This is a genomic window from Humibacter albus DSM 18994 (genome assembly GCF_000421825.1).
Classification (GTDB): Bacteria; Actinomycetota; Actinomycetes; order Actinomycetales; family Microbacteriaceae; genus Humibacter; species Humibacter albus.
Genome location: NZ_ATXT01000013.1, coordinates 514,870 through 540,581 on the forward strand (window position 1 = coordinate 514,870; position 25,712 = coordinate 540,581).

Annotated in this window: 27 protein-coding genes; 19 read left to right on the forward strand and 8 right to left on the reverse strand. The window is 68.7% G+C overall.

Annotated features, from left to right (window positions below; genetic code table 11):
• From H623_RS0107065 to H623_RS0107095, 7 genes are all read left to right on the forward strand, one after another.
• Positions 1–1,059, forward strand: coding sequence for a substrate-binding domain-containing protein (locus H623_RS0107065; protein ID WP_022900242.1), 1,059 nt, complete (start codon positions 1–3; stop codon positions 1,057–1,059).
• Positions 1,060–1,329: 270 nt separating this feature from the next.
• Positions 1,330–2,583, forward strand: coding sequence for an ABC transporter permease (locus H623_RS18445; RefSeq protein WP_022900243.1), 1,254 nt, complete (start codon positions 1,330–1,332; stop codon positions 2,581–2,583).
• Entirely contained in the window at positions 2,583–4,628 is a 2,046-nt protein-coding gene (locus tag H623_RS22165; protein ID WP_022900244.1) for an ATP-binding cassette domain-containing protein, read from the forward strand. The genes H623_RS18445 and H623_RS22165 overlap by 1 nt, the downstream gene beginning before the upstream one ends.
• The gene (locus H623_RS0107080) at positions 4,625–5,221 is read left to right on the forward strand and encodes a TetR/AcrR family transcriptional regulator (RefSeq protein WP_022900245.1); all 597 of its coding nucleotides are present in this window, start codon (positions 4,625–4,627) and stop codon (positions 5,219–5,221) included. The genes H623_RS22165 and H623_RS0107080 overlap by 4 nt, the downstream gene beginning before the upstream one ends.
• Before the next feature lie 108 nt (positions 5,222–5,329).
• Complete coding sequence (locus tag H623_RS0107085) at positions 5,330–6,274, forward strand: quinone oxidoreductase family protein (protein ID WP_022900246.1); 945 nt, start codon at positions 5,330–5,332, stop codon at positions 6,272–6,274.
• 85 nt (positions 6,275–6,359) lie between these two features.
• Positions 6,360–6,788 (forward strand): DUF6325 family protein, encoded by a 429-nt coding sequence (locus H623_RS0107090; RefSeq protein WP_033371582.1) that lies wholly within the window; start codon positions 6,360–6,362, stop codon positions 6,786–6,788.
• 37 nt (positions 6,789–6,825) lie between these two features.
• On the forward strand, positions 6,826–7,182 hold the full coding sequence (locus tag H623_RS0107095) for an SHOCT domain-containing protein (protein WP_026940043.1): 357 nt from the start codon (positions 6,826–6,828) through the stop codon (positions 7,180–7,182).
• On the opposite strand, the gene H623_RS0107100 is transcribed toward H623_RS0107095, so the two are convergent.
• Both H623_RS0107100 and upp read right to left on the reverse strand, forming a co-directional pair.
• Positions 7,183–7,869, reverse strand: a complete 687-nt coding sequence (locus H623_RS0107100) for a winged helix-turn-helix domain-containing protein (protein ID WP_051143146.1) — start codon at positions 7,867–7,869, stop codon at positions 7,183–7,185.
• Positions 7,870–8,706: 837 nt separating this feature from the next.
• Positions 8,707–9,339 (reverse strand): uracil phosphoribosyltransferase, encoded by a 633-nt coding sequence (upp, locus tag H623_RS0107105; RefSeq protein ID WP_022900250.1) that lies wholly within the window; start codon positions 9,337–9,339, stop codon positions 8,707–8,709.
• Positions 9,340–9,351: 12 nt separating this feature from the next.
• Here upp and tadA point away from each other — a divergent pair, with 12 nt between their 5' ends.
• Positions 9,352–9,816 (forward strand): tRNA adenosine(34) deaminase TadA, encoded by a 465-nt coding sequence (tadA, locus tag H623_RS0107110; RefSeq protein ID WP_022900251.1) that lies wholly within the window; start codon positions 9,352–9,354, stop codon positions 9,814–9,816.
• Positions 9,817–10,187: 371 nt separating this feature from the next.
• Here tadA and H623_RS0107115 read toward each other — a convergent pair whose 3' ends face one another.
• Positions 10,188–11,237 (reverse strand): cation diffusion facilitator family transporter, encoded by a 1,050-nt coding sequence (locus H623_RS0107115; RefSeq protein WP_022900252.1) that lies wholly within the window; start codon positions 11,235–11,237, stop codon positions 10,188–10,190.
• A gap of 70 nt (positions 11,238–11,307) precedes the next feature.
• On the opposite strand from H623_RS0107115, the gene proC reads away from it, so the two are divergent.
• The gene (proC, locus tag H623_RS0107120; RefSeq protein ID WP_022900253.1) at positions 11,308–12,153 is read left to right on the forward strand and encodes a pyrroline-5-carboxylate reductase; all 846 of its coding nucleotides are present in this window, start codon (positions 11,308–11,310) and stop codon (positions 12,151–12,153) included.
• A gap of 267 nt (positions 12,154–12,420) precedes the next feature.
• Here proC and H623_RS0107125 read toward each other — a convergent pair whose 3' ends face one another.
• Positions 12,421–13,089 carry a potassium channel family protein gene (locus H623_RS0107125; protein ID WP_022900254.1) on the reverse strand — a complete coding sequence of 223 codons (669 nt, stop codon included), beginning with the start codon at positions 13,087–13,089 and terminating at the stop codon, positions 12,421–12,423.
• Positions 13,082–14,518, reverse strand: coding sequence for a TrkH family potassium uptake protein (locus H623_RS0107130; RefSeq protein WP_022900255.1), 1,437 nt, complete (start codon positions 14,516–14,518; stop codon positions 13,082–13,084). Before H623_RS0107130 ends, H623_RS0107125 begins: the two co-directional genes overlap by 8 nt.
• 156 nt (positions 14,519–14,674) lie before the next feature.
• Here H623_RS0107130 and H623_RS0107135 point away from each other — a divergent pair, with 156 nt between their 5' ends.
• The 4 genes from H623_RS0107135 to H623_RS0107150 all read left to right on the forward strand — a co-directional run bounded on the left by H623_RS0107135 (position 14,675) and on the right by H623_RS0107150 (position 16,339).
• Positions 14,675–15,106 carry an ArsR/SmtB family transcription factor gene (locus H623_RS0107135; RefSeq protein ID WP_026940048.1) on the forward strand — a complete coding sequence of 144 codons (432 nt, stop codon included), beginning with the start codon at positions 14,675–14,677 and terminating at the stop codon, positions 15,104–15,106.
• 194 nt (positions 15,107–15,300) lie between these two features.
• On the forward strand, positions 15,301–15,399 hold the full coding sequence (locus H623_RS21390) for a 30S ribosomal protein bS22 (protein WP_003792170.1): 99 nt from the start codon (positions 15,301–15,303) through the stop codon (positions 15,397–15,399).
• A gap of 202 nt (positions 15,400–15,601) precedes the next feature.
• Entirely contained in the window at positions 15,602–15,889 is a 288-nt protein-coding gene (locus H623_RS0107145; protein ID WP_022900258.1) for a glutaredoxin family protein, read from the forward strand.
• A 147-nt stretch (positions 15,890–16,036) separates the two neighbouring features.
• The gene (locus tag H623_RS0107150) at positions 16,037–16,339 is read left to right on the forward strand and encodes a Dabb family protein (protein ID WP_026940049.1); all 303 of its coding nucleotides are present in this window, start codon (positions 16,037–16,039) and stop codon (positions 16,337–16,339) included.
• Positions 16,340–16,361: 22 nt separating this feature from the next.
• Here the strand turns inward: H623_RS0107150 and H623_RS21695 are convergent, their stop codons facing one another.
• Positions 16,362–17,495, reverse strand: a complete 1,134-nt coding sequence (locus H623_RS21695) for a formylglycine-generating enzyme family protein (RefSeq protein WP_022900260.1) — start codon at positions 17,493–17,495, stop codon at positions 16,362–16,364.
• Between the two features lie 35 nt (positions 17,496–17,530).
• On the opposite strand from H623_RS21695, the gene H623_RS0107160 reads away from it, so the two are divergent.
• Positions 17,531–17,725 carry a hypothetical protein gene (locus H623_RS0107160; RefSeq protein ID WP_022900261.1) on the forward strand — a complete coding sequence of 65 codons (195 nt, stop codon included), beginning with the start codon at positions 17,531–17,533 and terminating at the stop codon, positions 17,723–17,725.
• Positions 17,722–19,707 (forward strand): thioesterase domain-containing protein, encoded by a 1,986-nt coding sequence (locus H623_RS18455; RefSeq protein WP_022900262.1) that lies wholly within the window; start codon positions 17,722–17,724, stop codon positions 19,705–19,707. Before H623_RS0107160 ends, H623_RS18455 begins: the two co-directional genes overlap by 4 nt.
• 15 nt (positions 19,708–19,722) lie before the next feature.
• On the opposite strand, the gene aspS is transcribed toward H623_RS18455, so the two are convergent.
• Together aspS and H623_RS0107175 are read right to left on the reverse strand one after the other, a co-directional pair.
• A complete protein-coding gene (gene aspS, locus H623_RS0107170; protein WP_022900263.1) occupies positions 19,723–21,087 on the reverse strand; it encodes an aspartate--tRNA(Asn) ligase in 1,365 nt (454 codons plus the stop codon).
• A 69-nt stretch (positions 21,088–21,156) separates the two neighbouring features.
• Positions 21,157–21,555 carry an MmcQ/YjbR family DNA-binding protein gene (locus H623_RS0107175; RefSeq protein WP_022900264.1) on the reverse strand — a complete coding sequence of 133 codons (399 nt, stop codon included), beginning with the start codon at positions 21,553–21,555 and terminating at the stop codon, positions 21,157–21,159.
• A 205-nt stretch (positions 21,556–21,760) separates the two neighbouring features.
• Between H623_RS0107175 and H623_RS0107180 the strand changes: the two genes are divergently transcribed.
• From H623_RS0107180 to resB, 4 genes are all read left to right on the forward strand, one after another.
• The gene (locus H623_RS0107180; protein WP_022900265.1) at positions 21,761–22,423 is read left to right on the forward strand and encodes a histidine phosphatase family protein; all 663 of its coding nucleotides are present in this window, start codon (positions 21,761–21,763) and stop codon (positions 22,421–22,423) included.
• Positions 22,420–23,031, forward strand: a complete 612-nt coding sequence (locus H623_RS0107185) for a TlpA disulfide reductase family protein (RefSeq protein ID WP_022900266.1) — start codon at positions 22,420–22,422, stop codon at positions 23,029–23,031. The genes H623_RS0107180 and H623_RS0107185 overlap by 4 nt, the downstream gene beginning before the upstream one ends.
• A gap of 5 nt (positions 23,032–23,036) precedes the next feature.
• Complete coding sequence (locus H623_RS0107190) at positions 23,037–23,837, forward strand: cytochrome c biogenesis CcdA family protein (protein ID WP_026940050.1); 801 nt, start codon at positions 23,037–23,039, stop codon at positions 23,835–23,837.
• Between the two features lie 187 nt (positions 23,838–24,024).
• Positions 24,025–25,680 carry a cytochrome c biogenesis protein ResB gene (gene resB, locus H623_RS18460; protein ID WP_033371584.1) on the forward strand — a complete coding sequence of 552 codons (1,656 nt, stop codon included), beginning with the start codon at positions 24,025–24,027 and terminating at the stop codon, positions 25,678–25,680.
• Positions 25,681–25,712 lie beyond the last annotated feature (32 nt).

Below are 25,712 nucleotides of genomic sequence, written 5' to 3' on the forward strand. Positions count from 1 at the left end.
ATGACGCACTCGAAGAAGTACCGGCGAGCGGGAGTCACCGCTGCCGCCATGACCGCCCTCGCACTGGCGCTGGTCGGATGTTCTGCCACGGGAACGTCGGCCTCGGCGAACGACAGCGCCTCGAAGAAGGGTCAGGAGATCACGGTCGCCATCGTCCCGAAGCTTCTCGGACTGCCCGTGTTCGAAGCCAACGTCAAGGGCGCGAAGCAGGTCGCAAGCAAGCTGAAGGAGAAGATCGACTACACCGCGTCGGTCAAGGCGAGCGGCGCGGATCAGGCGCAGGTCATCATGGGCCTGGTCAACAGCAACAACAGGCCCGACGTCATCGCGTACTCGGCCAACGACCCGACATCGATTGTTCCCGCCCTGAACGCAGCGACGAAGGCCGGCATCAAGGTGATCGGCTTCGACTCGGATGTCACGGCATCCGCCCGTAGCTACTTCATCCAGGACACGTCGTACCCCGCGATGGGACAGGCCTTGATCGATGCGGTCGCCAAGAAGGACGGCGACACCGGTTCATATGCGATCCTCTCGTCGACGAAGGATGCCACGGTGCAGAACGCCTGGATCGATGCGATGAAGTCGTATGCGGCCAAGAAGTACCCGAACCTCCGGCTCGCCGACATCGCATACGGCCAGTCGAACCAGGCTACGAGCCAGAGCCAGGCGACGAACCTGATCAACTCGAACCCGGACCTGAAGGCGCTCATCCCGATCGACGGAGCGGCGGTGCCCGGTGCACTGGCCGCCGTGAAGTCCCAGGGCGCGGTCGGCAAGATCAGCGTCTTCGGCATCGGCGACCCCAACCCGAACAAGCAGTACTTCGAGGACGGTTCGCTGACGGGCCTCTTCCTCTGGGACGAGGTCAAGCAAGGGCAGCTCATCGCCTACCTCGCCCGGGGTGTCGCCGACGGAACCATCAAGGGTGCGACTCCGACCTTCACCGCGGGTGACTTGGGGTCGTTCACGGTATCGAACGACCCGGCCAAGGGGACCATCATCTTCTCGAAGCCGCTCGAGTTCACGAAGGACAACTACTCGAAGTACAACTTCTGATGTCGCCGAGCGCTGGAGCCGGGGTCTGACCGCCTCGGCTCCAGCGCTTTGTGCTGCGCAGGCCACCGTCAGGCTTGCGCGGGCCTTGTCCGTGCCCAAAGGCACTCGGTGGCTCTCAAGAACGCAAGCGACTGAAGCAGCACACTCCGGGCAGCAGACGCAGCTCTTGACAGAATTCATCACGCGATGAATTGTTAACCGGGACGGCGCACACGCGTCGTCGACGTGCCGTCGGCGTGACACCGCCGATGCGTCACAGGGGAGGCCGCCATGCGCGCCATCGTGCTGAAAGAGTTCCAGGAACTGCGACGTGATCGCCGCACGCTCGCACTCCTGGTCGTCATGCCCCTGTTGCTGCTCGTCATCTTCGGATACGCCGCCAACTTCACCGTCGACCACCTCTCGGTCGCCGTCTACGGCAGCGAGGCGCAGACGGTGACGAAGCTGATCCACGACAACGCCAAGCTGAACGACCACCTGAACGTGACAGTCACCGACACCCACGGAACGAAAGCGGATGGCGCCCGGCAGCTTCGCGATGACCTCGCCGATGTCGCGATCTACGCGATCCCATCCGGCACCTCCGCGAGCGCCGCTGCTCCTTCGGCCAAGGCACATGTCTACATCGACGGATCGAACCTGTTCGCGGCGCAGTCGGCGAAGACGATCTTCGCGCAGGTGCAGCAGCAGCTGGCGCAGCAGACGGGGCGGGCCCAAGCCGCTGAGCGGAGCGCGCTCGGCGAGAAGCAGGGTGCCGGGTCGCAGAGCGACGCGTCGGGAACGAGCGCACAGGCATCCGCGCAACAGGCATCCGCCGCACCCCTGACTCTCACTGTCTCGACGCTGTTCAACCCGGATCTCAAGACCTCCTGGGTGATGCTCCCCGCCATCATCGGCCTGATCCTCACGTTCATCGGCACGATCATCACCTCGATCGGCCTGGTGCGCGAGCGCGAGGCCGGCACCCTGGAGCAGCTCGCCGTGATGCCGCTGCGCGCGAGCGCGGTGGTGCTGGGCAAGGTCTCGCCGTATTTCCTGCTCGCCTGCGTCGACATGGTGCTCATCACGGCGCTCGGACTGCTGCTGTTCGGAGTGCCGTTCAACGGCGACCCACTGATCTTCATCGTGGGTGCCGCGATCTTCCTCTTCGTCGTGCTCGGACTCGGCGTTCTCATCTCTTCGGTGTCGAAGACGACCGGGCAGGCCATTCAGCTGGCCTTCATGGTGCTCCTGCCGCAGATCCTGCTCTCGGGAATGATCTTCCCGCTCTCGGCCATGGCGGCCGGCGTGCGCTGGATCGGCTATTGCCTGCCGCTCACCTGGTTCACGATGATCTCGCAGGGAGTGATGGTGCGCGGTGCAGACTGGGACTCTCTCTGGTTCCCGCTGGTCGTCCTGGCCGGCATGGCGGTCATCATCTTCGGACTCGCCGTGGTGCGCCTGAGCCGCAGCATCTCGCCGGTCAAGCAGCCACATCCCGAGCACGCGGGCACCCCGTCTCGCCGCGTCACCGAGGTCGTCTGATGCCCGACGCATTCGGTGTCAACGGCCTCACGGTGCGGTTCGGCCACGTCACCGCGCTGAACGATGTGTCGTTGGATGTCCGCCCCGGCCAGGTCACGGCCGTGGTCGGCGGCGACGGGGCCGGCAAGTCCACTCTGCTGAGCGTTCTCGCGCATCGGGTACGCGCGGAGTCCGGCGATGTGCGCACCGTGGAACGCGAGCGCCTCGGATACCAGCCCGCGACATCCGGCGTCTGGCCCACCCTGACCGTGGCCGAGAACGTCGAGTTCGTCGGCCGATCCTACGGGATGCCCGGCTCACGCATCCGTGCGCGCTCGGGCGACCTGCTCGAACGCGCCGGGCTCGTGGCGGCGCGGAATCGGCTCGGGCAGGCATTGTCCGGAGGCATGCGGCAGAAGCTCGGTTTCGTGCTCGCCATTCTGCATGAGCCGGAACTCGTGCTTCTCGACGAGCCGAGCACGGGCGTCGACCCGGTGAGTCGCGTCGAGCTGTGGCGTCTCATCTCGACGACCGCGAGCGAGGGCACCGCGGTGCTGATGGCCACCACCTACCTCGACGAGGCGCAGCGGGCGGCGTCTGTGCTGGCGCTCGAGGGCGGCAGGATGCTCGCGGCCGGCACTCCCGAGGAGATCGTCGCGTCGGTGCCGGGTACGATCGTGCGCCTCGACGATGTTCACGGTGCGCTCGCCGGTGCACCGCAGCATGCGCTCTCCGCCGACGTGCAGACCTGGCGCCGCGGAACGGAGCGTCACGCGTGGATTCCGGCGGTCGACATCGTGAGTGCGAGTGGATTCACGGATTCCGGTGACGTGCCCGAGCGGGTCCCGATCGCGCGGCCCGACTTCGAGGACGCCCTCATCGCCCTGTCCCTCGCGGCCTCCTCCGTTTCCGCTGCACATTCGGCCGCCGCTGCACACTCGGCCGCCGCTGCACACTCGGACGCCGCCACCCCGCGTCCCGCGCGCCACCTGAGCTCCCGGAACCGACGGGGCTCCCAGGACCCGCTGGGCTTCCAGACCACCCTGAACTCCCAGACCACCCTGGGTTCCCCGGCCAGCCCGAACTCCGCGACCACCCTGAGCGAGCCGCGCGAGTCGAAGGGCCCGACCGCTGCCGCCGTCCACATCACCAAACGCTTCGGCCGCCACACGGCCCTCGACGACGTCGGCATCGACGTGCACCCTGGAGAGGTCGTCGGACTCATCGGCGCGAACGGCGCGGGCAAGACGACGCTGCTGCGCATCCTGCTCGGGCTCGAGAGTGCCGACGCCGGCGACGCGACGCTGTTCGGCGCCCCGCCCGACAACGCATCCCGCCGTCGGCTGGGTTATGTGCCGCAGGGCCTCGGTCTCTACACGAACCTGAGCGTGCGCGAGAACGTCGAGTTCTTCTCTCGCGTGTACGGCATCCCGAAATCGCAGCTGAACGACGCGCTCCCGCCGTCACTGCAGGAGGTGCGATCGGCCGTCGTCGGCGCCATCGGACTCGGCCGTCAGCGGCAGTTCGCCTTCGCGCTCGCCCTCGGGCATGAGCCTGAGCTGCTCGTGCTCGATGAGCCCACATCCGGCGTCGACCCGCTGGCGCGCGCCCGGCTGTGGGACGTCATTCACTCGCAGGCGGATGCCGGCCGCGCCGTCATCGTGACCACGCACTACCTGCAGGAAGCCGAACAGTGCACCAGGCTGGTTCTGCTCTCGCAGGGTCGCCTCGTCGGCACCGGCGTCGTCGCCGATCTCGTGCGCGGTGCTTCGGCCGTGCTCGTGCGCAGCGACGATTGGCAGCGGGCTTTCGAAGCACTCGACCGATCCGGGTTGCCCATCATGCTCAGCGGGCGTGACGTGCGAGTGGCCTCTCGAGGCGCGGTGGATGCCCTGGGCGAGCAGGTGCGTGGAGCGCTGGCCGGCATCCCGGCGTCGATCGAGCCCGTGCCGCCCACCCTCGAGGAGACGATGGTGCTTCTGGACGACGGCGCCGCCCGCGGCGTCGACGGCGACGGCGACGATGGCGACGATGGCACCGGCGTCCGGGCCGGAGCCGCAGCATGAGCGGCCGGCGGCCGGGCAAGTCGACGACCAGGCAGGAGCTCCTTGATGCCGCGCGCGCGGTGTTCGCAGACCGCGGCGTCGACGGCACCACGCGGGAGATCGCCCATCGCGCCGGCGTCGATCCGGCGATGATCGCGCACTACTTCGGGTCGAAGGGCGGCCTCTTCGAGGCCGTGACCGCGCTGCAGGTCGACCCAGGCGAAGTGGTGCGCCCGGTGCTCGACGTCGATCCCGAGGATGCCGCCCGCCGTCTTCTCGAGACCCTCCTGCGCGTGTGGGACGCCCACGCCTCGGTGCTCAGCGGGCTGTTGCGCAGCGCGACCCGCAACGCGACGCTGGCCGGCCAGCTGCGCGGGTTCGTCCTGGATCGCGCGATCCGTCCGGTGGTCACCCGGTTCGCGCCGAACGACGACGAGGTGGAGACGCGAGCCGCGCTGCTGGCCAGCCAGATCGCGGGGCTCCTGCTCACGCGCTACGTGCTGCACTGGGAGCCGATCGCGTCCGCCGAGCCGGACTGGATCGTCGCCCACATCGGTCCCACCGTGCAGGGCTACCTCACGGGCGCGCTGCCGGAGGCCGGTGCCACCGGCTGAGTCGGGCACTGTCGCACCGCTGGGCCACGAGCCGTCAGCGCCGCTGCGCAGGTACCGTCGCGCCCGCTCGCCTATCGTGAGAGACGCCCACCACATCGAGGAGGTCGTATGCAGACGGTGATCCAATACACGAGATTCGGCGGTCCCGAGGTCCTCGAGGTGGCGGAAAAGCCCGATCCGATTCCCGGAGCGGGCAAGGTTCTCATCGCTGTGAAGGCCGCCGGCGTGAACCCGATCGATATGAAGCTACGACGCGGCACGCGACCGTCAGACCCGATCGACAAGCCCCGGCGCGTCGGCTTCGACGCGTCCGGCGTCATCTCAACGGTGGGCGAGGGCGTTGAGGCGTGGAGCGTCGGCGACGAGGTCGTCGTGCGCGGCGCGGCGGGTGCGTACGCGAGCGAGCTCGTGGCATCCGCCGGCAAGTTGGTGCGCAAACCGCGGAACGTGAGCTTCGAGGATGCCGCCGCCCTCGGCATCCCCGCCGGCACCGCCTATCAGGTGGTCGCCTCACTCGGTCCTGCCGAGGGGGACGTGCTGCTCATCCACGGGGCGTCCGGTGCGGTCGGCCAGGCGGCGGTCCAATTCGCGCGGGAGCGCGGCGTGACCGTCGTCGGCACGGCGAGCGCCCGCAACCTCGACCGTGTCCGGGAGTTGGGCGCGATCGCGCTCGAATACGGAGACGGGCTCGTCGATCGGGTGCGCGAGGCTGTGCCGCAGGGGGTGGACTATGTGCTCGACATGGCGGGCACGGATGACGCGCTGCAGGCATCCTTCGAACTGGTCGCGGATCGCTCGCGCATCGGCACGATCGTGGCCGGCCCGCGCGCGGCGGAGCTGGGCATCCAGGCCTGGTCGGGAGGGAGCCCGGTGCCGCTCACCGAGGAGCAGGAGGCGCTGCGGGCCGAAGGCCTCGACGTGGCACTGCAGGGTCTCGCCGACGGCACGTTCCAGGTGGAGATCGGAGCCGTCTACCCGCTGGCCCAGGCCGCCGACGCGCAACGCGCGGGGGAATCCGGCTCGGTGCGCGGCAAGATCATCCTGGTGCCGTAGCCTCCCGGGGTCATGTTCATCCTGCCCGGGTGACGCATTCGCGACGAGCAAGCGCATGCTGGTGGAGTCAGGGAAGGACACACCCATGAGCGAGTTGGAATTCGGTCCGGTGGAGCTCGTGCTCGTCGGCTTCCGGGGGGAGGCTCCCGATCCCGGCGTGGTGGATGCCGTGCGCGAGCTCGTGCGCGACGGCGCCGTGCGCGTCATCGACGCACTCCTGGTCACCCGCACGCTCGAGGGCGACGTGGAGACCATCGAGGTCGAGGATGCCTCGGACGCCTACGGACTCGAAGACGCCGACCTCGACCTCTCTGGGCTCGCCGCCGACGAGGACATCGAGTACTTCGCGGAGTCTCTGGATCCGGGAACGAGTGCCGAACTGCTCGTCGTGGAGCTGCTGTGGGCCAAGAAGCTCGCATCCCGGCTGGCGTCATCCGGCGGCATGGTGCTCGCGAGCGAGCGCATCCCGGCACCGGTCGTCAACGAGGTCGTCGCGCAGGTACGTGCCGGATGACCCGCCCGCGCCGGAACACACGAGATCGGAGAAGACAATGCCTTTCGTTCGTCGAGTAGGACGTCCCGGGCTCATCGGGCTGGCCGCCCGCACCGCCGTGGTCGCGGGAACGGCAACGGCCGTCTCGGGCGGCATGGCCGCCAGCAGGCAGCGCCGTGCAGAGGAACAGCAGCAACAGCAGGAGTTCCAGGCGCAGCAGCAGCAACAACAGGTGCAGGCCGCCGCACAGCAGGCCGTCGCCGACCAGCAGGCCGCTCAGGCCGCACCGGCAGCTCCTGCCGCGGCCGGGGGAGACCTCACCTCGGAACTGCAGCGACTGGCCACCCTGCATCAGCAGGGCGTGCTCACCGATGAGGAGTTCGCAGCGGCGAAGCAGAAGCTGCTCGGGCTCTAGTCAGAACAGGTCGGGACTCGGTGCGCTCGTGTGCCGGATGACGACATCCGCGTGCCGGTCGAACCGGTAGCCGACCCCGCGCACCGTGCGCACGATGTCCTCGTAACGACCCAGCTTCGAACGCAGTCGACGGATGTGTACGTCGATGGTGCGCTCGTTCGGCACCTCATCCTCGCCCGCCTGCCAGAGCGAGGAGATCAACTCGGCGCGCTCGATGGTGCGCCCCTCGCGCAGCACCAGGTACTGCAGCAGTTCGAACTCCTTGTACGTGAGCCCGACGGTCTCGTTGTCGAGCAGCAGACGCTTGCGGGAGATGTCGACGATGACGCCCGACGCGCGGTCTTGCGCGGGGTCGACGGCCGGGCGGCTCTTGGCGACAGCGGCCGGGTCCTGCAGCGCGAGGCGAACGACGTCGATGTCGCGGCCGCCGGCCGCTTCGGAGGCGAGCGCGACGGCGGCGTAGGTCTCGGAACCGGGAGCGATTTCGGCAGCGAGACGCCTCAGCGCCTCCACCACGTGGCCGAGGTCGGTGCCCGCCTCGGCTGCCTTGTCCTCGTCGAATCCGACGTAGAGGGCGAACCCGCGGGCGCGGGTTCCCGTCGGCACGGCGCGAATGCGCACCGGAGCCGGAGCGTCGGCCACCGGTGCGGCGGGACGGTTGCGCTGCTGCGCCGGAAGCGGCTGCACGTGCTCGACACGGGATGGATCGACCTGGCGCGGATGCCCCGAACGGCCGGGCGCCGCGACGCGCTCGGTCGGTGTTGCGGTGGTGTTCGCGGCCGAGAGAGTGCGCGCGGCCTTCGGCTCAGCGGCGGGTGCTGGCGGAAGGGTCGCCGTGGAAGCCGGCCTCAGGGCGGCGCGGCGCGAGGCGAGAGCGGTCGAATCGGTGAGCGGGGTGATGGTGGCAAGAGACATGGGAGTGAGTCCTCGAAAGATGATGATGCGAAGAACCCGTACCGCCTGGAGCGAGAAAGGGCTGGAGCGGGTTCGGTGCTGGTGCCGCGATCGCGGCGGGTGGAAGCCTGCGCGGAGTGCGCCGACGGGGCTTCACTGAGGGAGCGTCGCTCAGGCGAGGGATGTCTCGCGCGGGTACTGCCTGCGGGCCTCATAGAGAGGGACTCTGCCCTGCTCACGAAACTCGACTGGTCAGCTGGCGACGGCTCGGCGAAAGGTCGTCCGGATCAGCGACACATTCGACAGCACATGACGGCAGCGCGGCCGGGCATCATCATGCCGGCGTGCCCAGGGGCCTCGAAGGAGGTCAGGGAGCGCGTGGGTGCAGTCATGTCTGCAAGTAAAGCGGACGCGTCGCGGCATGTCAATCTGGGATACCACCGGCGGAGGCGGGACGCTCTGCGAGGCGGCGGCGTGGACGTCGCCGGGGACGGCTGTCTGCGATGTCGACTGCGGTGCGCCGGGCGGAGGCGGGACGCTCTGCGAGGCGGCGGCGTGGACGTCGCCGGGGACGGCTGTCTGTGATGTCGACTGCGGTGCGCCGGGCGGGGACCGGCGCACAAAACAAACTCAGACGAGGCCGTACAGGCGGTCTCCGGCATCGCCGAGTCCGGGCACGATGTAGCCGTGCTCGTTGAGTCCCTCGTCGACGGCCCCGAGCACCAGTGTCACGTCGCGCCCCTCGGTGAGGCGCTCCACGGCCGCGATGCCTTCTGGAGCGGCGAGAATGCAGATGGCCGTGACATCCACCGCTCCGCGCTGGAAGAGGAATTCGATGGCTGCACTGAGCGAGCCGCCCGTGGCGAGCATCGGGTCGAGCACGAAGCACTGCCGGTTCGAGAGATCGTCGGGAAGTCGCTCGGCATAGGTCGCCGGCTCGAGCGTCTCCTCGTTGCGCACCATGCCGAGAAAACCGACCTCGGCCGACGGCACGAGCTTCACCATGCCCTCGAGCATGCCGAGTCCGGCCCGCAGAATCGGCACGACGAGCGGCTTCGGCTCGGCGAGCGTCACGCCGGTCGTCGTGGTGACCGGTGTCACGATGTCGACGGGCTCCACGCGCACCGAGCGGGTCGCCTCGTAGGCGAGCAGAGTGACGAGCTCTTCGACGAGGGCGCGGAACGTCACAGCCGGCGTTTCACGGTTGCGCAGCACCGTCAGCTTGTGGGTGACAAGGGGATGATCGGCAACGTGCACTCGCATAGGCTCAAATCTATGCTGTCGGCGGCCATCGATCACGCGGAGTGGATGCGCGAAGCCGTCGCCGACGCACGCCGCGCCCTGGACACGGGTGACGTTCCGGTCGCCGCGATCGTCCTCGACGATGCGGGCCGAGTCCTCGGCGCCGGTCGGAACGAGCGCGAGGCGCGGCAGGATCCCACGGCGCACGCGGAGGTGCTGGCGCTCCGCCGGGCGGCGGAGACGACGGGGGACTGGCACCTGAGCGGCGCGACCCTCGTGGTCACACTCGAGCCGTGCGTGATGTGCGCGGGCGCGATCCTCTCGGCGCGGGTGCCGACGGTGGTGTTCGGCGCCTGGGACGACAAGGCCGGTGCGGCCGGCAGCGTCTACGACGTGCTGCGCGACCGCCGCCTGAATCACCGCGTCGAGGTGTACGGCGGCGTGGAACAGCATGCCTGTGCCACGCTCCTCGAGCAATTCTTCGCCGACCGCCGCTGAGCTCGCTGCGCTCTCTGCTCCCTGAGCGAGCGCAGCGAGTCGAAGGGTCCCCGTCGCCCCCTGCTCCCTGAGCGAGCGCAGCGAGTCGAAGGGCCCCGGTCGCCCCCTGCTCCCTGAGCGAGCGCGGCGAGTCGAAGGGCCCCGGTCACTAATTCAGGCTCAGCCGGCTCAGGCGTCGGATATATCGATCTGATCCGAAATGGCCTGAAAAAGTGACGGGATCTCTTCGATTGGGCGTTGCGATTGGGCGTTGCGATTGGGCGTTGCGATTGGGCGTTGCGATTGGGCGTTCCGATTGGGCGTTCCGATCGGGCCTTCCGATGGGATGTTGCACGCTTCGCGCAGGGGCAGGGGAGGCGGCGAGAGCGCGGTCAGCGCGCGTCGGAAGGGCTTCGAGAGTCCTCGTGATAGACATCCGGCTCGAGGTAGACGGTGCGCGCGATCGGCACCGCGTCGCGGATGCGCGCCTCCATCGCGTCGATCGCGCTGGCCACCTCCTGCAGCGATCGCGTCGACGGCTGCGCGATCTTCGCCGCGACGAGGAGTTCCTCGGGCCCGAGGTAGAGCGTCTTCAGGTGGATGACGCGCTCCGTCTCACCGCCGGCGAGGATCGCGCGTTCGATGGCCGCGGCATCCGCTTCACTCGCCCCCTCGCCGACCAGCAGGCTCTTCGTCTCGACCCCGAGCACGACGGCGACCACGACGAGCAGCACGCCGATGAACACCGTGCCGATGCCGTCCCATACGCCGTTGCCGGTCAGCGCCGTGAGGCCGACGCCGACGAACGCGAACGCGAGACCGGTCAGAGCTGCCACGTCCTCGAGCAGCACGACCGGCAGCTCGGGCGCCTTCGCTCGCCTGATGAAACCGAACCACGAGCCGTCGCCCTTGTGCGGCCGTGACTCGCGGATGCCCGTGCGCAGCGAGAACGCCTCCATCACGATCGAGATCACCAGCACGAGCAACGGCAACCACCACACCTCGAGCGGGTGCGGCTGTGCGATCTTCTCGATGCCCTCGTACACGGAGAACACGCCGCCGACCGCGAACAGGATGATCGACACCACGAACGCGTACACGTATCGTTCACGCCCGTAGCCGAACGGATGCTCGCGGTCGGCCCGTCGCTTCGCCCGCCGCCCTCCGACGAGCAGCAGCAACTCATTGCAGGAGTCGGCCAGCGAGTGCACTCCCTCGGCGAGCATGGATGAGGATCCGGAGAACGCCCACGCGATGAACTTCGTCAGCGCGATGCCGAGGTTCGCGGCAAGAGCCGCGACGATCGCCTTCGTCCCGGGGCCGTTCTGGCCGGTATCCGCGCCGACGTCCGTGCCTCCGTCCTTGTCGCCGGAGCCGTGGCTTTCGGCCTGTGGGTTCTCGTCCCGTGGGTTCTCGTCCCGTGGGCTCCCCGCGTCGGTCATGCGACCAATCCTAGGGAGCACGGGGCGTCGTGATCGGCGATGCTCGAGCGCCCGACCGTAGGCTGATCACATGAGCGAAGACGTCGTCGACCTGCCGAAGATCGCCATCCTGGGCGCCGGATCCATGGGCCGCGCCATCCTCAGCGGGCTGCTGGGGCCACGAGCGCGGGTCGAGGGCGGGATCGTGGTGACGAACCGGAGTGCGCAGGCGGCGGCATCCTTCGCGGGAACCGAGGGCGTGACCGCGCTCGCCACCGAGGACGACCCAGGGGCGAACCGCACGGCCGTGGCCGGTGCGGGCATCGTGCTGGTGGCGGTGAAGCCCGCGATGGTGCCCGACCTGCTGGCCGAGATCGCCGACGCCGTCGAGTCGGACGCCATCGTGGTCAGCGTGGCCGCGGGCGTGACCGTGGCGCGCTTCGAGGAGCTGCTGCCGGCATCCGTCGCTGTCGTGCGGTCGATGCCGAACACCCCCGCCGTCGTCGGCCGGGCCGTCACGGGTGTCAGCGCCGGAACGCGGTCGACGCCCGACCAGGTCGCTCTCGTGCGGCGGCTGTTCGAGACCGTGGGCACCGTGGTCGAGGTGCCGGAATCGCAGCTGGATGCCCTCAGCACCATCTCGGGGTCGGGTCCGGCTTACGTCTTCCTGCTCATCGAGCAGCTGACCGCGGCGGCCGTGGCGAAGGGCTTCACGCCGGAGCAGGCGGGCGAGCTCGTGACCGGCACATTCATCGGGTCCGCGTATCTTCTCGAGGCGTCGGACAAGACCCCGACGGAGTTGCGCATCCAGGTCACGAGCCCGAAGGGCACGACCGAGCGGGCGGTGGCCGTGCTGCAGGATGCCGACCTCGAGTCGGTCTTCACCCGCGCCACGGACGCCGCCCTCGCGCGGGCCAGGGAACTCGCCGCCGGCTGAGCCGTCGCCGTTCACCGGACAGCGGACAGCGGACAGCGGACGCTGGAAACCGGCCGCCGGACGTCGGACGCCGGACGCCGCTCACCGGACGCCGGACGCCGGACGCCGGTGGCACCGTGCTGGCCGAGGCAGCGTCACCAATTCAGGCGCAGGAGCCTCAGCCCGCAGATATATCGGTCTGACTCGATATGGCCTGAATTAGTGACGGGGCCGCCTCCGGCGGCGCACCGGGGACCGCCGCCTCCGGCGACGCACCGGGGACCGGTATCACTCCAGCGTCGCGAAGCGCTCCACGTCGGAACTGGCGCCCGAGACGATGATGAGGTCGTGGTCGGACACCACGGTCTCGCCGGTGGCGTAGGTGAACGGCTCGCCCGGCGTCTTCACGCCCACGACGGTGATGTCGTACTTGCGTCGAACCTGCGACTGCGTGAGGGTGATTCCGCGGATCACCTTCGGCGGGTACATCTTGACGAGCACGAAGTCGTCGTCGAACTCGATGAAGTCGAGCATGCGTCCCGACAGCAGGTGCGCGATGCGCTCGCCGGCTTCCGCTTCCGGGTAGATCACATGGTTGGCACCGATGCGCTGCAGGATCGTGCCGTGCGACTTCGAGATGGCCTTCGTCCAGATCTGCGGGATGCCGAGGTCGACGAGGTTCGCCGTGATGAGAACGGAGGCCTCGATGGACGAGCCAACGGCCACCACGGCGATCGCGAAGTCCTGTGCACCGATCTGGTGCAGAGCCTCGGTCGACCGGGCGTCGGCCTGCACGGTGTGCGTGAGTCGTTCCGACCATTTCTGCACCAGTGCCTGATCGGTGTCGACGGCGAGCACCTCGCGGTCGAGGCGGTCGAGCTGTCCCGCCGTGGCGGCGCCGAACCGGCCGAGGCCGATGACGAGCACGGGGGCGTCGTGTTTGATGCGGTCAGCCAACGATCGGCCTCTCTTCCGGATATTGGTAGTACTGCCCGCGCTGCGTCTGCGCGAGCGCGGCGGCCAGCGTCACGGTGCCGACGCGGCCGAGGACCATGGTGATGGCGAGCACGTAGACGGCGCCGGTCGGGGCATCCTGGGTCAACCCGGTGGAGAGGCCACAGGTGGCGAACGCGCTGATCACGTCGAACAGGACGTGGTCGAGCGAGTCCTTCGTGATGGCGAGCACCGTCACAGTCGAGATCGCCACGATGGTGGCGCCCCACAGCACGACACTGACCGCGACGCGCAGCACATCGGTCGGGATGCGACGGCCGAACGCCTCCATCTGCTCGTGACCGCGCGCCTCGGCGAACGCGGCCAGGAAGAGCACGGCCAGTGTGGTGACCTTGATGCCACCCGCCGTGGATGCCGACCCTCCGCCCACGAACATGAGCATGTCGGTCACCATCAGGCCGGCGCTGTGCATGTGCGACGCGTCGATCACGGCGAAGCCGCCCGAGCGGGCCATCACCGACATGAACAGTGCCTGGAAGACGCCGTCACCGCCCTGATCGAATGTCTGCGCGTTGTCGGCGCCCAGTGCGTAATAGAGGATCCAGCCCGCCACCAGGAGGAGGCCGAAAGTCAGCAGCGTGAGCTTGACGTGCAGGTTCCAGGTGCGGCGTCTTCTGCGCAGGTTGCGCGCCAGCGCGTAGATCACGGGGAATCCGATCGCACCCGCGACGACGCCGACCATGAGCGCGGTGAGAAAGACGTAGTCGGTGGCGAACGGCGCGAGCCCGCTCTCGTTGGGTGTGAACCCGGTGTTCGTGAACGCCATGGCGGAGTAGTAGAGCGAGTTGAGCGCGCTGTCGTAGAGCGAGAAGCCGTGTGCGAGCATCCGCGGGAACAGCACGAGTGCGACGACCAGCTCGATCGCCACCGCGCTCAGTGCGACGGTGCGCAGCAGGCTGCCGATCTCGCTGAGTCGCACGGCCTGTCCCTCGGCGACGGGACCGGCATGCACCCGGAGCGGGTTGCTGTCGCTGGCCGCGATCAGCTTGGCGCGCAGGCCGAGCTTGCGGGAGATGACCATGCCCAGAATGGATGCCAGCGTCAGCACCCCGACGCCACCGATCTGCACGCCGAAGTAGACGACGAGGTGACCGAAGCCGGACCAGTGGTTCGCCATGTCCACGGTCGAGAGCCCCGTGACGCAGATGACCGAGACGGCCGTGAAGAGGTCGTCCGAGAGCGGAGTGGCCGTGTGACTCGCTGCCGAGATCGGCAGGGAGAACAGCAGGGTGAAGATGAGGATCAGGCCCGCGAAGACGATGATGGCGAATCGGGAGGGGCTGGATCCGGCGAACTCGTTGACCGCCAGCTGCACCCGGCCCCACCAGGTCGCGGGCACGAGGTGCCGGGATGCCTGTGCCGTCGCCCGCATCGGCCGCCCTCCTCGCGAACTGCTCGCGCGGTCGATGCTACCCCCGGCCATCCGAGTCGGACGGCTTCGCCTCGCGTGCCGCGGGCGGCATGCAGGGGCGCGATGGATGCCACCATCGGCATGGTGCCCTCGGCACCGGACAAGTACCCTGGGTTCATGCCGGACATCTTTGACATCGTCGCGGATGCCACACGGCGCGACATTCTTCGTGTGCTGCACGACGCGTCCGAAGCGACGGAGAGCGGTGAGGTCAGCGTCTCGCAGATCGTCGCCGGCCTCGAGCTCAGCCAGCCGACCGTCTCCAAACACCTCAAGGTGCTGCGCGGTGCCGGGCTCGTCGTCGTGCGCGAGGAGGGACAGCACCGCTTCTATCGCATCGACGTGGCGCCACTGGAGGAGATCGAGGACTGGCTGATGCCGCTCGTCGGCGGGGACTTCGACATCGCCGACATCGATGTGAGCGCGGTGGTGGCCGGCCTGAAAGACGAGACGAAGGGGTTTGCGGAGCAAATGGGCAAGGTGTTCGCCGACACGAGCCATCGCGTCTCGAACGTCGTCGACCGCGTTCGCCCCAAGCGCAAGCGCTGAACGAAGCGGGTTGCTGACCCGGGGGATTGACTCGAGCGGGCTGCCGACCGAGCGGGCGGCACACCGAGCGGGCGGCACACCGAGCGGGCGGCACACCGAGCGGGTTCGGGCGGCCGGGCTCCCGGCGGATGGTAGACTGGGCGACCGTGCTGCCGCGCGCCGCGCAGCATCCCGGAAAACTTTGTGAGGTCTTTGTGGGTTCGGTTATCAAGAAGCGCCGCAAGCGCATGGCGAAGAAGAAGCACCGCAAGCTGCTTCGCAAGACTCGCCACCAGCGTCGCAACAAGAAGTAGCGCACCAAGAAAGCGCCGGGTTCGCCCGGCGCTTTTCGCGTGCCCGGAGGAGCGCACCGGGGAGCGCGCCGGCGCCGGTGAGTGCGCCAGCCGCGATGAGGCACGTTCGGAGTGAAGAGCGGACCTCGCCCTCGGTGAACCCCCCGTTCCACGAGTTCGAGGTGCGGTTCGCCGCACGTGCACGCGGCATACGCTGGATGCCGTGTCGAACATCCAGCTGACCCTCATCGGCAAACCAGGCTGCCACCTCTGCGACGACGCGCGGGAGGCGATCCGCGACGTGACCGTCGGTCTCGAGGGTGGCGCGTCTGAGAACCAGGGCGGCTCGCGCATCGTGCTCGAGGAGCGCTCGATCCTCGACGAGCCGGACCTGTTCGACAAGTACGCCGAGGAGATTCCGGTGGTGCTCATCGACGGGCGCCAGCACACGTACTGGCACGTCGACAAGGCGCGTCTGACAGCGGCACTGAAGGAACGGCTCGCGCGCTGACGCGTTCCTTCGCCTCGGAGGCGCTACCTGCGCGCCGGAGGCGACCAGGCGGTCGTCGAGCACTCGGACAGCACCGTCTCGATGACGCGGCTCGAGCGCGCCACCCGCTACGATCGGCCCGGACAGGTGAGCCGGAAGGACGGAACGATGACGCTGCGGCACGTGGTGATGTGGAAGGTGGCAGGCGACACCGACGAGGAGCGCGCCGCGGTGACGGCCGAGTTCCGCGACCGGCTGCTGGCCCTGCCGTCGCAGATCGACGTGATCCGCTCGTTCGAGGTCGGCGTCAACGATGCGGGCGGAGCTGACAACTACGATGTCGTGCTCGTCTCGGAGTTCGATGACGAGGATGCCCTCCAGGCCTACATCACGCATCCCGTGCACCAGGAGGTGGTCGCCTTCGTGCGTGCCAACACGGTCGGCCGCGCCGGAGTCGATCACACGATCTGAGTCGGCGTCCTTCGCAGCCGGATCAGAGGGCGCAGCGGAACCCGATGTGCGTCGTCGAGGAGTCCTCGGCCTCGGGAGAGCGGGCCGCCGGGCGGTAGCGCAGGCAGTATTCGGGCGCGCAGAGGTGCGATCCGCCCTTGAGCGCGCGCCGGGGGATGCTCGAGCCGGGCTCAGCGCTCGCGGCGCGGCGGGCGTCCTCGCGGGCATCGATGGTGGGGTCGCCAACGTCGCCGACGTGCGCCGATGCCGGCTGCGGCCGCATCGATCCGCTGGGACTGCACGCACAGGAGTCTCCGCCGTGGCACGCGGCGTCTGCCGCGTCCGCCTCGGCATCGTGATGATCGTGATCGTGGTGATGGCCCTGGTCGTGCGACGCGTGATCGTGCTCGTCGTGTGCGTTCTCGCCGTGTCCGGCCCCACTCACGTCGGTCAGCCCGAGCGTGCGCGTCGCGGCGACGTCGTGGCGCGGCGCGTAGTAGCTCGTCGTCCACTCCCACACGTTGCCGATCATGTCGAGAAGCCCGTAGTCGTTCGGGGGGAATGTGCCGACCGGTGAGGTACCGACCCAGCCTTCGGCGCCCGTGTTGACGTAGGGGAAGCGGCCCTGCCAGGTGTTGGCCATCAGGCGTCCGTCGAGCTGCGGCTCCTCACCCCAGGCGTAGGTGCGGCCGTCCGCGCCGCCTCGCGCGGCGTACTCCCACTCCTCCTCCGTCGGCAGCCGGCGGCCGGCCCACGCGGCGTAGGCGCGGGCATCCTCGAAGGCGATCTGCACGACCGGGTGCTCTGCGCGGCCCTCGATCGACGACTCCGCCCCGAACGGATGCCGCCAGCTCGCGCCCGCGCCCCACGTCCACCAGTTGCGCCAGTCGCGCAAGTCCACCGGACCATTCGTGGGCTGGAAGACCAACCCACCCGGGACGAGGTCTGCAGGATCGGCTCCCGGGAAGTCCGCAGGATCCAAGGGACGTTCGGCCATCGTGATGTAGCCGGTGTCGGCCACGAACTCGGCGAACTGGGCATTCGTCACGGGGTGCTTCTCGAGCTCGAACGCGTCAACGTGCACGCGGTGCACCGGACCCTCGTCGGCGTAGAACCGGTCGGATCCCATCAGGTAGTCGCCCGCGGGAATGCTCACCAGGTCGGTCGTCGTCGGCATGCGTCGATCGTACCGACGGTACCCGAACCAGACGGGTGCGCATCGACACGGTCGAGGCGTCACCGGTCATCCCTAAGCTGGTGCGCATGAATCCGGATGCCGTTCCCTCGCATCGTGCGTCCGGTCACCGCGCCGGCACGCCCACGTGGCCGGTCGAGCGTCTGTGCACCGCGCGCGCCGGCGTCGAGCGCGTCGAGGCCGTCGTGCCGCTCGGATCCCGAGTCGCATGAGCGCCCCCGAGGTCGACACGGAGCAGACTCCTGCCCCGCAGCTGCCGCCCTGGATGCGCCGGCCCCGCCGCCCGTGGGGATGGGCCGGACTGACCGTTCTCGTGGTGATCGCGTCGGCGGTGCTGCTCGTGCTGGGTCTCGCGCTGGTCGTGCTCGCGATCGCGGCCTGGATCGTGCGGGGGCTCGTCTGGGTCGTTCTCACGGTCGGGGACTGGGCGTGGTACCTCGCTCGCGGCCTGCGGAACCGGCCGTATCCGTTCGTGCTGCGTCCACCGTTGAACAAGAGCGGCCGTGCGGTCGATGTCAACGATGCCTGGGTATCGACGCTCCCGCGCGTCATCGGCCTGACTGCCCGCACCGCCGGCTTCCTCTTCGCCCCGCTCGCGCTGCTCGCTTCTCTCGTCGGCGTCGTGGTGCCCCGCTTGCGCGCACGCCCCTACATCGCGGTGTTCAACGTGCCGGGCCTGGAGGCCAAACTCGTCGGGATCGGCAGCAACTTCGGCTACTTCGATGACGGGCACGAGGTGTCCGTCATGCCGTACGACCGATTCCTGCACGAACGTTTCCCGCAGCGTGCCGACTTCCTGCAGTGGTGGCGGGACCCGTCGTCGTCCAACGAGTTCCGGCCGGCCGCGGCGACCTGGAACGCACCGCAGCACTTTTCCGGTCTGCGGCTCGGCCCCTATCCCGACGTGCTCGGCCTGCCGGGGCTTGCGCTCACGGCGATGCGCCGCACGCGCATCGCCGGGATGCGCGAGTTGTTCATCTCGCAGCGCGAGATCGACGATCTGGGAGACCCCGACCTCGATGACCGCGCGGATGTCGCCGTCATCCGCATCGTCGCCGTCGACGACGACTCGGCCGCCGATGCGCGTTCCGCCGCGGATGCCCGTCCCGGCCGCCGCTGGATCGTGCAGCTTCCGAGCACGCAGACCTGGCACCCGCGTGCCGGGCGCGCGCCCAACGATCTCACCGCCGACTTCGTCGCGCTCTCCATGCATGAGACGTCGCTGACGCGGGCGGCCGTGCAGGCGATGCGACAGGTGGATATCCGCGCCGGAGAGCCGGTCCTGCTGGCGGGGTTCAGCCTGGGCGGGATGGTGGCGACCCAACTCGCCGATCTGTCCCGGCGCGAGGGCTTCACCGTCACGCACCTCATCACGGCAGGGTCGCCGGTCGGGCGCTACCGGCTGCCCGACACCACTCGCGTGCTCTCACTCGAGCACGTGCTCGACAGCGTGCCGCGGCTCGAGGGCCGGGAGAACCCGATCATCGTCGAACGGGCGAAGCGGGGCGCGAAGGATGCCGCCGAGTGGCTCACCGTCAAAGCCGGACCGCCCCTGCCGCGCGGCTACCGCATCGCGGTGACGCACCACTCGCCGAGCTACGCGGAGACCGCCGGATCCCTCGAGAGCGAGCCGCCGTCGCCGGAGGTCGCCGAGTACGTCACCGCAGTGCGGCCGTTCTTCGGCCAGCGGCAGACCATTGCCGACTTCGCGGCCCGCCGTTCGGGTGTGGATGTACCGAGACCGGCCGTACCGATCTATCTGCACTCCACCGTCGACGACGGCGTCACGCGCGACCAGTTGCGCACCACGTTGCGCCGGGTGCCAGGCGTGATCGCGGTCGACATCTACCAGTCGCGCACCGGCTTTCCGACGACGATCCTGTGGAGCGCGGACGTGCTGGTGCGCAGCCTGCGGCCGTGGTTTCAGGAGGTGGGCCGGGCATCCGTGTACCGCGGGCTGCTCACGCTGTTGGCCCGGGAGCGCGGGATCGGCCTGCATCTGCGCCTGCAGGCCAAGCAGACGCCGGGAGTCACGTGGGAGGCGACGCTGCAGCAGATGGCAGACGGTCGGTGGCGCGAACGGGTCGACGTGAGCTTCGATTCGGAGGCCGTGCGCGAGGAGTGGGGCGACCTCTTGATGCCGCACGGGTGGGCATCCAAGGTCACGTACTACGACCCCGCCGCGTTCGCGTAGGCGCCCCGACTGCCCCTACGGCTTCAGGCGGGTCGGACCGCGGAACAGGTAGCTGACCTCACGGATCGACTGCTCGCCGAGCAGCAGCATCAGCACGCGGGCGAGGCCCATGCCGAAGCCGCCGTGCGGTGGGATGCCGAACTTGAAGAAGTCGAGGTAAGACTCCAGCCCCTCGAGCTCGAGACCCTTCTGCACGGCCTGGGCCTCGAGCACGTCGATGCGGTGCTCGCGCTGCGCGCCCGTGGTGATCTCGACGCCGTTGTAGATGAGGTCGTAGCTCTTGGTGAGCCCGGTCTGCTCGTCGACCATGTGGTAGAACGGCCGGATCGACAGCGGGTAGTCGGTGAGGAACACGAAGTCGTGGCCGTACGTCTCCTTGACGTAGGCGGAGATCTGGCGCTCGCCCTCGGGGTCCATGTCGCCGTCCGCCCGCGGCACGGTGTAGCCGCGCTGCTTCACGATCCCGTGCGCCTCGGCGAGCGGGATGCGCGGGAACGGCGTGCTCGGCACCTCGAACTCCAGGTCGAAGGCCTCACGGATCTCGTCACCGTGCTTCTCCTTCACGGCGGCGAGGCCGGCGACCAGCAGCTGCTCCTGCATCGCCATGACGTCTTCGTGGGAGTCGATCCAACTCATCTCTGCGTCGACCGACGTGAACTCGGTCGCGTGGCGCGAGGTGAACGACGGGTCGGCGCGGAAGACCGGCGTGATGGCGAACACTCTGCCGAAGCCGGCTGCCTGCGCCATCTGCTTGAAGTGCTGCGGGCTCTGCGCCAGGTACGCGGTGCCGAGGTCGAAGTAGTCGAGCTGGAACAGCTCGGCGCGCGACTCCGAGGGCGTCGCCATGAAGCTCGGCGTGTGCAGCTCGACGAAGCCGTTGTCGATCCACCACGTGCGCCACGCGTGCTCGAGCGTGGTCTGGATGCGGAAGATCAGGTTGTTCTTGCGCTGCCGCAGGTCGATGAAGCGCCAGTCGAGCCGCTTGTCCAGGCTCGAGTCCGCGGCGATCGGGAGTTCCGGATGCGCGTAGGTCTCGACCGTGAGCGAGCTCACCTTCACCTCGATGCCGCCGAGCTTCACGCGCTCGTCGTGCTTCAGGTCTCCGGTGACGGTGACGAACGAGCCGAGGGTGAGGGACGAGATGGTCTCGGCGATGTCATCCGTCACGCTCACGCCGACGGGAACGTCAGCGGATGCCTCGACCACCTCGGTCGCGGGCGCCGCCGTGCGCGGGTGCACGAGCTGCACGTCACCCGACTCGTCGCGCAGCACGACGAACTGCACCTTCTTCTGGTCCCGCACGGTTTCGACCCATCCGGAGACGGTCACGGGGCCGTCTTCACGGGCGGCGAGGTTCTTGACGAGGATGCGGGAAGTCACCAGAAGAGTTTATGCGAGGGGTGGGAGACGTGGATCCGCGACGTCGGCTCCGCCGTACGCCGACACGCGTCAGTCCGGATGCTCCGTACGCCACGCATCCGCGAGCTTCTCGGGTGCGACGGCGAGCCAGGCATCCGTCACGATCTCTCCGAGCAGGCGCGCGGACACCACGTCGAGCCGCACGAGCACCGAGGCGTAGCCGTCGAAGTGCGGTGTGGTGAAGAAGACCGAGGGGACATCTTCGATGAGCGCGAACTTCGTCGCCTCGTCGTCGACCTTCGCGCCCAGCACCGGTCCCGGCTGTGCAGTGATGCCGAGCGCGGCCAGATCCGTCTTGCGGAGTGGGCGCTCCCAGACGAAGCCGGTGCCGTGCACGCGCCAGAACGCGTGGCCCCAGCTCGTGGTCTCGTCGGTGTCGGGCAAGGCGAGCGCGAGCGCGCGCACGTCGTCCCAAGTCTGGCTGGGCATCCGCCACCCCCGTTCCTCCCCGACCGTACGCTTACCGCGCCCCTTCTTCGACCCGGATGCGCGCGACACCCCACGCGAGTGCACGAGAATGCCGTCGCGCGCGGTGGTAGACAGAGCCGTTCGAGTGCAGTGGGGCGAGGCGAGAGCCGGAGTACGGCCCCCGTTCTCGGCGAATTCACCGATCCCGGCTCCGTACACTGGCAGGGTGGCAGCTTCCCAGGTGCATCTCGTTCGCCACGGCGAGGTGCACAACCCCGAGGGCATCCTCTATGGCAGGATGCCCGGCTTCCACCTTTCCGAGCTCGGTCACCGCATGGCGCAGGCCGCGGCCGACGACCTCGTGGCACGCGATCGCGCCGTGGCGGCAGTGATCGCGTCGCCGCTGCAGCGCACCCAGGAGTCAGCGGCGCCCATCGCGTCCGCGTTCGGGCGCGAGGTCGAAACCGATGCCCGCCTCATCGAGGGCGCCAACCATTTCGAGGGATCCGTGATGTCGCGCGCGCTGCGCAACCCGATCAACTGGCCGCGGATGATCAACCCACTGCGGCCCAGCTGGGGCGAGTCCTACCGCTCGATCGAACAGCGGATGCTCGCCGCCGTGCACGACGCGTTCGACAGCGTCGCCGACGACACGAGCGCGGCTGCGAACGGCCCGCGCGATGTGGTGCTCGTGGGCCATCAGCTGCCGATCTGGGTCACCCACCTCTCGGTCGCGGGCGAGCGGTTCATGCACGACCCGCGCGAACGCCGGTGCTTCCTGTCGAGCATCACCACCTTCGAGCGCGTGAACGGCGAACTCGTCGAGGTCGGCTACGCCGATCCCGCCTCGTCGCTCGCCGCCCACTCCACGGACGTGGGGGCAGTGTGAGGATCGTCACAGGTCGCCGGCGCGTGCTCGCCGGCCTCGTCGCAGCGCTCGCCGTCGGAGGGCTGCTCAGCGGCTGCGCGAACGACGCGCTGGCCAAGCAGTACACGTCGGGCGATGACAAGAACTACATCGCCGGCAGCGGAGTCACCGAAGTGGCGCCGTCGAAGCGCGCTGACCCGGTCACGTTCTCCGGCGAGACCGAGGACGGCACGACGTTCTCGTCGAAGTCCGCGCTCGGCGACGTGCTGGTAGTGAACTTCTGGTACGCGGGATGCCCGCCGTGCCGCGCCGAGGCATCCGACCTCGCGAAGATCTCCAGCGAGTACGCCTCGAAGGGCGTGACGTTCATCGGGGTGAACACCCGTGATGACGCGGCCACCGCGAAGGCGTACGACGCCAGGTTCAAGGTGGGCTACCCGTCGATCCTGGATGTCGACGGCGGGGCCGTGCAGCTCGCCTTCAGCGGGTCCATGCGCCCGAACGCCACGCCCACCACGTTCGTCATGGACCGCAAGGGCCGTATCGCCGCGCGCATCGCCGGCGACATCGCCGTGCAGCCCTCGACGCTGACCACGCTCATCGACAGCTCGCTCGACGAGAGCAAGTGATCCGGGTGGGCATCGAGAACTTCGTTCTGTCGGCACCGCTGCTGCTCACCGTGCCCATTGCGCTGCTGGCCGGACTGGTCTCGTTCGCCTCGCCGTGCATCCTGCCCCTGGTGCCGGGATATCTGGCGTACATCGGAGGCTTCACCGGAGACTCGGCGGCGGCTGCGGCCGTCGTCGACTCCGCGAGCGCGAGGGCCGGCTCGCGCCGAACCCGCCTCGACCGCGCGGGCCGCAACCGGCTCGTGCTCGGCGTCGCGCTCTTCGTGCTCGGCTTCGCCGCCGTATTCGTGCTGACCGGTTTCGTGTTCGGAGCTCTCGGATTCTGGATGATCCAGTGGCGCGATCTCATCACGCGCATCGCGGGCGTCGTGCTGATCGTGCTCGGCCTCGTCTTCGTCGGCCAGTTCACCTTCTTGCAGCGCACGTTCAAGCCGCAGTGGCGCCCCTTCACCGGGCTCGCAGGCGCTCCGCTGCTCGGCATCATCTTCGCGATCGGCTGGAGCCCGTGCACCGGGCCGACGCTCGCCGCGATCACGACCATGAGCTACTCCAGCGGCTCGGCGTGGCAGGGCGCGGTGCTCGCCCTCTTCTACGCGCTCGGCCTGGGCGTGCCGTTCGTGCTGATCGCGCTCGGACTCGGTTGGGCGTCAGGAGCCGTCGCGTTCGTGCGCCGGCACATCCGTGTCGTCAACATCGTCGGCGGCGCGCTGCTGATCGCCATCGGCATCCTCATGGTGACCGGCGTGTGGAACCAATGGATCATCGCGTTGGCGGGGGTGATCCCCAGTTTTGGAACAGCCCTCTGACACCGACATCGTTCCCGGCGACATCGTGCCCGACGACTCCGTGGGGGCCGGCGCGCTTCGGAAAGACGTCGGCGACAGCACGAACGCACAGAACAAGCCTGCAGAGAACGAGACAGTGAAGAACACCGCCACCGCCGAGAACGCCGAGAAGCGAGCGGACGAGGCAACCGACCGCAAGCGCGCGCGCATCGACAGCAGGCCCGACGGTCACGTGGACGATGCGGATGCCGACGAGGTCACCCAGCCGCGGCTCGGCGTGCTGGGCTGGCTGCGGTGGATGTGGCGCCAGTTGACGAGCATGCGCACCGCGCTGTTCCTCCTGCTGCTGCTCGCGGTCGCCGCGGTGCCCGGCTCGCTCGTGCCCCAGCATGTCGCCGACCCGAACGGCGTCGTGACGTGGAAGACCCAGCACCCGGTGCTCTACCCGATCCTCGACAAGCTGCAGGTGTTCGACACATACACGTCGGTGTGGTTCTCCGCCATCTACCTGCTGCTGTTCGTCTCGCTGGTCGGATGCGTTCTGCCGCGCCTCAAACATCACATCGACTCCCTGCGCGCTCAGCCACCGCGCACGCCCGCCCGGCTGCAGCGCATGGCGGGCTTCCGCATCCGCATCCTGAAGGGCGTCTCGGCCGACGGCGTCTCGGCGAACGCGCAGGCCGCGCGGCAGGCGGCGATCGCGTCGGCGCAGAAGCTGCTGAAGGCATCCGGGTACCGCACGGTGGTGGTGGAGACCGCTCGGGATGCCTCGGTATCGGCCGAGCGCGGTTACCTGCGTGAGACCGGCAACATCCTGTTCCACGCGGCGCTGGTCGGCATTCTGATCGCAGTCGGCGTCGGCGGCGGCTTCAGCTATACGGGCCAGCGCATCGTGGTGAGCGGGCAGTCCTTCGTGAACACGCTCGTCAACTACGACTCGTTCAACCCCGGGCGGTTCGTCGACACGGGATCGCTGTCTCCGTACTCGCTCACGCTGAACTCGCTCACGGTGAAGTACGAGTCGAAGAACAAGAACGCGCTCGGGTCTCCGCTGGACTACACGGCGGACGTCACTGCCGTGCAGAACGGCGTGACGAGCAAGAAGGTCATCAAGGTGAACGAGCCGCTCGGCATCGGCGGCACGAACGTCTATCTGCTCGGCAACGGGTACGCCCCCGTCATCACCGTGCGCAACGCGCAGGGCAAGGCGGTGTTCCACGACGCCGTGCCGTTCCCGTCGCAGGATGCCGCCATGACATCGCAAGGCGTCGTCAAGGTGCCGGACGGGCTGAAGAAGCAGATCGGCATGATCGGCTTCTTCTACCCGACCGCGAAGAAGCTGTCGACCGGCGCGTACGCATCCAGCTATCCGGATACGCGCAACCCGCTGCTCGGTCTCACGGTCTACACGGGGAACCTCGGTCTCGATGACGGCGTTCCGGTGTCGGTGTACTCGCTCGACATCGATCACCTCACGCAGATCGCCGGTCCCGGCGCGAAGGCGAAGGCCATCGACCTCAAGCCGGGCCAGACCAAAGCGCTGCCGAACGGCCTCGGCACCGTCACGTTCGACGGTGTCGACCGGTTCGCCAGCCTCGACATCCACCACGACCCGACGCAGGGCTGGGTGCTGCTGTTCGCCATTCTGGTGCTCGGCGGACTGCTCACCTCGTTGTTCGTGCCGCGGCGGCGCATGTGGGTGAAGGCCATCACCCAGCCTGACGGGTCACTGCGACTGGAGTACGCGGGGCTCGCACGTGGTGAGGATCCGCGGTTGAACGACGCCGTGGCATCCATAGCCGACCGTCACATCGCCCAGTTGACCGGGCGTTCCACCGGGCCCGCGGCCCCGAAGTCGAAGTAGGATTCACCCATCGTGTTCGACACTCTCTCGCA